A 7,349-nucleotide genomic window follows, 5' to 3' on the forward strand; every position below is an offset into this window, starting at 1 on the left:
CATATTTGCTGGTGAGTCATTCTTACTATTATGTAATAAAGAATACTCAAAACCAATCCTTGATTGCGGTTGTTTAACTTGCCTACTTATAATCATTGGCATTGCTGGGAAGTCCGGGGACTTGGTTTTACTTTTACCCATGTGTATATGATCTTAACTCATTCTCTTGCTGACCTTGATGGTTTTCAACAATAACACCTAAATAATTTTGATTTTTGAAGGTTTTTGCCTGATGATGGCTAGGGAAAAGGCAGGAGAGGAAAAAGAGTTATTAAACAATAATTCTTTCTCTCCCTGCTCCCCCTGCCCACCTCAACAAATAACTTTCTCTTTTGCGAACCCTATTGGAAGTATCAGCAAGATTTATATGGTAGCGGAAATTCCATAAGCACGTTAGATGAGGACGCTTCTCGTTTAATTTTACCTGCCCGAACTGCATCGTATAAAGCTGCGAGGGCTGACAAATCCTCTTCCTTCCAGCATTTAGTGACAAGCACTTGATGGAGTAATCCCTCAGATTCAACACTAAGATATCCAGTTTGGAAAGCAGATTCAACGAGTGTGCGAATCATCTTGGTTAGGACAGAGTAAACAAATTGTTATGTCAAGTGTGGAACATTTCCCTTTGATAATAATTGATATGGAACATGAGTATCATGTGATTATCATTACACCTAATTAGTGATTTAGATCACAACAATCGGTTACAATATGATATCTTGGTGCATCTATCTATTCATATACGTAGATATTAGTTACAAAAAACTTCAATGCGACTACTGAGGTAGCGCATAATTCGACAATATTAAAAGATAGAAAAACTTTTAAGCAAAGTATCCAAAAATATAGTGAGATATAAGCAATCAAGCAAAAAACTGGCGGAAATCTTCATCCTTTTGACTTAATTGCACCCAGTCTAAGTTTAAAGACTGGAATTTTTGCACCAAGCGATCGCAAGCCGGACGTTCGGTAGCGTAATGTCCGGCATCGATTAAAATGAGATTGCGATCGCGGCTTTCTTGAAACTGATGAAACTTACAGTCAGAAGTCAAATAAGCTTGGGCGCCACTTTTGGCGACGGCTGAAATGAAACTAGCCCCCGAACCACCCAAAACAGCAACTCGTGAAATTGTTTGTTGCAAATCAGCACTTGGGGAAAAAATCAAATTAGGGGGAGCAAGTCGCCCTTGAATGGCTGCGAGTAATTCCTGTAATGTCAAAAATGGCTCTAGCAAACCAATACGACCATATCCTAACCCTGCTTGTGTAGGTTGTATAGGAGTAACTTCTTTTAGTTCTAAAATTTGAGCCAAAACATCAGCAGTACCATCCTGCACTTGGTCGAAATTGGTGTGGGCAGTGTAAATACCAATATTGTGGGTAAAGGATAACCGTACCATTTCTGCGATCGCTTCACCAGTGCGTAAAGATTTGGGAGGATTAAAAATCAATGGATGATGGGCAAATATCAGGTTAGCATTAAGAGCGATCGCTTCCTGCATTACTGCCAAAGTCGGTGTCAAACATACCAAAACCCGTGCTTTTTCCTGCAACACTCCTGGTTCAATCTGCCACCCGCAATTATCCCAGCTTTCACACCAAGCGGGATTTGCCCATGCTTCAAACCAAGTAATTAAGTCAGCAATTTTCATAACTATATTTCTTCAGCAATTTTTAATTTTAATTGCTAATCAGTGTTTCTGTGGTTGAATATTTAATTTTAATGCTAATTGCTGGCGCATTTCTTGGAAAGGTTTGTTCCAGACAGGGCTAGCATTCCAGTTCCACACTGTTACTGGAATCAGTTCTTCTTGGGCAAGACAAGTTAGCAGACGATATTCATCTTCTGGTTCACGAGAAAAAGTGAAGGGATTACGGTAGCCTGTGTCACATAGTTTATAAGATGTGATTTGTCCGTGATTAATCCGTTGTAAAAGTTCTTTACCTTTGACGAGCAAATAATCCAAAAAAACCGGACTAAAAGGCTCTATGTGTGCGCGTTTTTGTGGTTCTTTTTGTACCCATCTTGCCCACTCAAACCCATACATAAAATCGTGAACGTAACGGAAGCGCATTTCCGTTTTATTTCCGAACATTTCTGTAAGAGAAACCATCTTTTCACCAAAAGATTTTAAAAAAACTATAGCACCTTCATCTGCTACTAAAGCCTGCCTTAGCATACTGCTTACCAGAAAATCAAAATCCCAGAATATGTTTTCTGGAAAGTTTTGTAACTGAGTACAGACTATGCTTTCGAGAGTTTCTTGAAGGTTTATGAGGAGTTCAATATCAGTTTTTTGTTCAGTAATTAAATTTTCCAATTCTGCGAAACTGGTAATTAATGTTTTTTTAGGATTAAGTGATAAGAGGTTAATAGACTGTTGGGCAAGGATTTCATCAATAAATTTGAAAGTATGAATCGGTGTCAGTTCTTGCTTCATAGTAATTGAAATAGCCCAGACAGCTTACACTAAATATTAGCTTATATCGAAACAAGTAAATTTTGAAATAATCACAAATAAACTTTACTTTTTAATTTACAAATTTATACGAATTATTTAGTATGGATTTGATTAGTTTTCATAACAAAGCGATCGCGGTGAAATTTATTTAATGCATATCACCGCGAGTTTATGAGATTATACCCAAAGGGTAAGCGGGATAACCAGAGTATTTAAACTCTATAGAACTCTACCTTAAATAAATAAAACTTGAGAATCACCTATCCAGAAATATGTACAACCAATTCTCTTAAATGACTGCGTTGGCGGTGTTCCCAAATATAAATTCCTTGCCAAGTTCCCAAAAATAAGCCCATTACATCAATCCAATGACGACCATTTTCGTCGGGTTGCTTTAACTCATAGCGTTTATTTTCCAGTTGATAATATTCCAATAAACCGCCATCTGGTTCAAAAATTGTGTAGATGGGAATCTGCAAAATTTGCTCGTAGAAAAACCATTTTCCTGGTGGATAAGTTCGCTTTACCGAATATTCTCCACCCTCAGTATCCGATAGAAATTCGATGGCGATCGCTGGGATATCTCCTTCTAAATTGGGTGTATAACTTTTGCGATTACCCACAACTTGATTTACCGATGGCACATAAACCCAGTCAGGTGCTTTGGCAATAAATTGCCCGTTGACTGTCGCGCAAAGACCAAAGTTGGAAGCGATCAACATTTGGGGTTGGATGAATCCACTGATTTCTAGGCTTTCACGCAAAGCACCAGCCAAAAGTGGCTGACCTGTATTCTCCACTGGTTCATCCTCTAGTTTAAAATCCTTGGGCAAGGCTTCCCAAGAAATTACCAGTTCAGTTTGGGATTTGGCTTCACTGAGTTGGGTTGCCATAAACACAGTATGAATTTATTTTTGATCTTATCGCGTGGGGTTATTTATATGCGCCTTTATAAAGAATTGGTATAAGAATAACTATATTTGTCGTTTCTTTACTTCCTGGTTTGTATGGCTAAAGCCCCAACTATGAACGTTTTTTATTATGGTTTTAAGTAAATATTTTAGAAGGTTTAGTTAGATGATATATTTACCATTCAACAGATACACTATAACTAGAAAAATTTGTATCTTTACTTATTAAAATAGCATTTTCACTCTGAGCTTGTGAAATTAACAACCTATCAAATGGATCTTTATGGTGTAAAGGTAACTGTCCTAGCATTAAAACATGATTAATTTTAACTCCAATAAATTCTATTCCATTATTTTGCTGCTGGTGAATAATATCAGGTAAAGACTGATTTAATGTTAATTTTCCTAATTGAGTTTTAATTTGAATCTCCCAGAGACTCACAACACTTACTAACCGAACGTTTTCTGGATTTAATAACAATTCTAAAACCCGTTCTGAAAGTTTTTTGGAGTCACTATCCCACCAAATAAAGGTATGAGTATCTAACAGAAATTTCATGATAACCAAAATTCATCAGGTAAAGGTTCATCAAAATCATCACTCATAACCATAGCACCCAAATTTAACCCAGCTTTAGGGATAATTTTTTCTTGCACAGAAGCAAAAGGAATCACCTTAGCAAAAGGTTTATCTCCATTAGTTAAAATAATTTCTGTATTATCATCTTGCATCAAGGATAATAAATCAGAAATGCTGATAGAAATTTGTTGAATATCAATATTTTTTGTTGTCATGATTACACCTCTAAAGTGTCTACTTCTATTCTAACTGAACCGTATTGACATCAGATCAACATTTTATTCAGGCGGGTTTTCGAGCTTTATTACTTGAAAATTAGATGATGCGTTACTTCGTTAACGCTACGCGATCGCAATTCCTCGTAGGTTGGGTTGACGTAAGGAAACCCAACATCCATTGCTTTGTATTCAATGATTGCGCCCTTACTCAAGTCGCCTGTGATTTGATCGTCGATCCCTCAAGCATTAACTCCCCATTTCTCCTATTCCTTGGTAGCAAACCATTGTAGTGTCAAAAATTTCATAACATTTGTTACAGTTTTTAAAGTTTTTAACTCTGGTATATCTGGTTTTAATTGTTCTGCGATCGCTAATTTTTGTTCAGCTTGTGCAGCTTGAAAATTATATAAATAAACAAAAGCTAAATAAATCCATGTGTAAGGATTTTGAGCATCATATTTAGTTAATTCTTTTAAATTTTGGATTAATTCTGGGACTTGGCGTTGTAAAAGTTGTGATAAGACTAAAGTGTAACGCCAATTTAAGTTATTTGGCTCTGTTTGCAGATAATAATTAGCCGCGAAATCAATTTGTTTTAAATAGTCTTGAGTAGGATCGTATTGATTGAAATGAGCTATCTGCACAAATATATTATTTATTTTACCCTGTTGTAACTCTTGGGCTAGCTGTGAAGTTCGGGTAACTAAATCTAAAGCTGGCGATTTCTCTACTGTTCCGACATCTGTCACATTTACAGTAATATCTGGAATATTTAAAGATGTGCTTTTGTTGTTTCTTCTATCTAAATATAGTGCTGATAGTTGATATTTCCCTAGTGGTAGTGTTTTTGGAATAAATGTAGCTAAGGCTTCTTTCACCCGGAAAGTTCCTTCAGGATGACATTTGATGCCACAGTATAAATTACCCAAGCCAATGGCATGATCGTGATACCAAGATGATTGGCTATTTTGCCATCTTAACAGTAATATTCCATTTTGCAAATCATCCCATGAACCTGTTATTTCATAGTTTACAGGGTTGTTTTTATCTAAAATTAATTGCTGAGAAATCGCCACTTTTTCTAGACTAATTCCCGACTCACTATTACTTATTTTTTCAACAACTACAGGAGGATTTTTGCAGTTATATAATCGCATTTTATCTCCATGAGGTAATATCCAATCGCCCTGTAATTTCAAATTAGTAGAAGATTCGACTAAAGATTTTAATTTCCGTTTAGTTTCTCCACTTTCTCCAGGTCTATATGGTTCATTCTCTCTAGTAATATACCAACAAAAATATTGTAAATCTTGCTCTACCTGAGATAATTTGGTTGTTAATTTTCTGCCAGATACGCGAAAATCTGCTAATGCCCCAAAATAATTTAAACTAAACTCATTTATCTGCGGTGTAGAAACAGGAATTACCCCTAAATTCGACCTTAAATATAAATTTGTTTCGTTAATTTTGTGTATCACTTTATCCAAAGGATATTTTTTAGCATCATTATTAGGTAAATGTTTACCACCCCATGCTTGAATTAGGGGTAATGGAAACAAATTATTGAGTAAAACTATGCTACTTAATATCAGAGTGCCTAATCTCAGTCTATCAAAATATATATTTTCAATTAAGTTGAATAAATCCGCCAATATTAAACTAATTATCGGAAAGGATGGCAGAATAAATCTAATGTCTTTATTTGTACCCAAAGAACAAATTATATAGCTACTTACTAAGGTAACTAATAACCAAATTCGAGCCGATTTATGGAGATTTACTGAAATTAAATTAGTAGAAAATCGATATTTAATCAGATAAACCAATAAAATGCCAATACTCACACATAATATTGGTAAACCAACGCTTTCTGGGATCATTTGTGGATAGTATAACCATCCAGCAATACTTGTGGCAGAAGGATCGCCCTCCCTTTTTCCGACTTGGTTAGCGTTTAATGCTGATGTAATAATCGTTAACCAATTTAAGCCATACCAAAAACTGCAAATTAACCAAGCTATCACCAAAGATGAGCAAGCTTGAATTAGCTTGATAAATTTACGTTTTCTAATAAAACTAATTAATGCCCAAATACTAGGAACTAAAATAAAAATAAAACCTGTAGGTTTAGCCAACAAGATTAAACCTATTCCAACGCCCAAGATGATAGTTAGCCCCCATGATAAAAACCCAATATAACTATCTTTCCAAATTGTCAGAACTGTGAAAGTCACTGTAACAATTGCTGTCAAACCATAATCTAATAAATAATCTGTCCGCATAATTCCTAAAATAGGAAATAACAGACAAAATATGCTGGCAGTTATGCTAGTTTTTCGGTTTTTAAATAAAAAATTACCTAAATGATACACTGAAACTATAATCATCGCAGTATACAATAAGTTGACCAAACTTGCTTGGTCATATCCACGTCCAAACAACATCAAAAATGGGACAGTGCAAATATATACAAAAGGAGCGCGATAACTTGGAGTTAATTGCCACAGAGATAACCACCAATTTCCTGAAAAGATATTGAAGTTTTGAAAAATTCTATAATGATGTAATGCTGTAGCTAAATGTGCGCTTTGATCGTAGGCTGGAATCGATTCATCTAAGAAAAACCAAGCTCTATCTATAACTAATGCTATCAGCCAAATTACTAAGAGGATGATATAATCTTTTCGATGCTGAGAATGGTCAAAATCACTCATATTTATTTGCTCAAAAACAAAGTTTAACCAATTATATATCTGTCATGTATCGCCGTTTCACTAACGATCGCCAGCGCCAGAGAAAACAAAAAGTCTTCTAGCACTGGGCATTGGCAGTTTATAAAATACTGACTTACAATTGTTCCCTGTTATGCTTTTACACCCACGTATTTTCTCGTAGTCTTGTTCAAAAATCAAAATAGAAACGTGGGGTTTAAATAGATGAAAACTGCTGTAATTACAGCTATTTTCAGGTAAACAGACCACGCGGTAGGGGTTTAGCATTGCTCATACGTGTCAACTTAAGCTAGAAATAGCTTATCTGTTAACTTCCTCACCCGCCTTGGAATGAATTCCAAGGCTAATAGCTCAAGTCTACTGAAGTAGACTAAAAATTTTTCGGATTATTTAGTCATCTTTAGATGACTTAAGCTATTAGCAAGGAACTTCAGTTCCTTGCGGGA

Annotated in this window: 7 protein-coding genes; all 7 read right to left on the reverse strand. The window is 35.5% G+C overall.

The genetic code is table 11. The features are described from left to right. Positions 1–353 precede the first annotated feature (353 nt). A complete protein-coding gene (locus LC574_RS18010; RefSeq protein ID WP_229454773.1) occupies positions 354–572 on the reverse strand; it encodes a hypothetical protein in 219 nt (72 codons plus the stop codon). A 291-nt stretch (positions 573–863) separates the two neighbouring features. Then, a complete protein-coding gene (locus tag LC574_RS18015) occupies positions 864–1,652 on the reverse strand; it encodes a Nif3-like dinuclear metal center hexameric protein (protein WP_229454774.1) in 789 nt (262 codons plus the stop codon). A 39-nt stretch (positions 1,653–1,691) separates the two neighbouring features. Then, positions 1,692–2,441 (reverse strand): hypothetical protein, encoded by a 750-nt coding sequence (locus LC574_RS18020; protein WP_229454775.1) that lies wholly within the window; start codon positions 2,439–2,441, stop codon positions 1,692–1,694. 281 nt (positions 2,442–2,722) lie between these two features. Beyond that, positions 2,723–3,355: a Uma2 family endonuclease gene (locus LC574_RS18025; protein ID WP_229454776.1), complete on the reverse strand. Its 633-nt coding sequence runs from the start codon at positions 3,353–3,355 to the stop codon at positions 2,723–2,725. A gap of 193 nt (positions 3,356–3,548) precedes the next feature. After that, the gene (locus LC574_RS18030) at positions 3,549–3,932 is read right to left on the reverse strand and encodes a type II toxin-antitoxin system VapC family toxin (protein WP_229454777.1); all 384 of its coding nucleotides are present in this window, start codon (positions 3,930–3,932) and stop codon (positions 3,549–3,551) included. Then, complete coding sequence (locus tag LC574_RS18035) at positions 3,929–4,168, reverse strand: prevent-host-death protein (protein ID WP_229454778.1); 240 nt, start codon at positions 4,166–4,168, stop codon at positions 3,929–3,931. The genes LC574_RS18030 and LC574_RS18035 overlap by 4 nt, the downstream gene beginning before the upstream one ends. Before the next feature lie 266 nt (positions 4,169–4,434). Beyond that, the gene (locus LC574_RS18040) at positions 4,435–6,885 is read right to left on the reverse strand and encodes a hypothetical protein (RefSeq protein WP_229454779.1); all 2,451 of its coding nucleotides are present in this window, start codon (positions 6,883–6,885) and stop codon (positions 4,435–4,437) included. Positions 6,886–7,349 lie beyond the last annotated feature (464 nt).

It is taken from the genome of Nostoc sp. CHAB 5715 (assembly GCF_020829685.1).
In the GTDB taxonomy this organism is placed as follows: domain Bacteria; phylum Cyanobacteriota; class Cyanobacteriia; order Cyanobacteriales; family Nostocaceae; genus Nostoc.

Excerpts from the sequence above, each read along its gene's own strand:
- LC574_RS18010 (WP_229454773.1), bottom strand. The coding sequence starts at position 572 with ATGATTCGCACACTCGTTGAATCTGCTTTCCAAACTGGATATCTTAGT.
- LC574_RS18015 (WP_229454774.1), bottom strand. The coding sequence starts at position 1,652 with ATGAAAATTGCTGACTTAATTACTTGGTTTGAAGCATGGGCAAATCCC.
- LC574_RS18020 (WP_229454775.1), bottom strand. The coding sequence starts at position 2,441 with ATGAAGCAAGAACTGACACCGATTCATACTTTCAAATTTATTGATGAA.
- LC574_RS18025 (WP_229454776.1), bottom strand. The coding sequence starts at position 3,355 with ATGGCAACCCAACTCAGTGAAGCCAAATCCCAAACTGAACTGGTAATT.
- LC574_RS18030 (WP_229454777.1), bottom strand. The coding sequence starts at position 3,932 with ATGAAATTTCTGTTAGATACTCATACCTTTATTTGGTGGGATAGTGAC.
- LC574_RS18035 (WP_229454778.1), bottom strand. The coding sequence starts at position 4,168 with ATGACAACAAAAAATATTGATATTCAACAAATTTCTATCAGCATTTCT.
- LC574_RS18040 (WP_229454779.1), bottom strand. The coding sequence starts at position 6,885 with ATGAGTGATTTTGACCATTCTCAGCATCGAAAAGATTATATCATCCTC.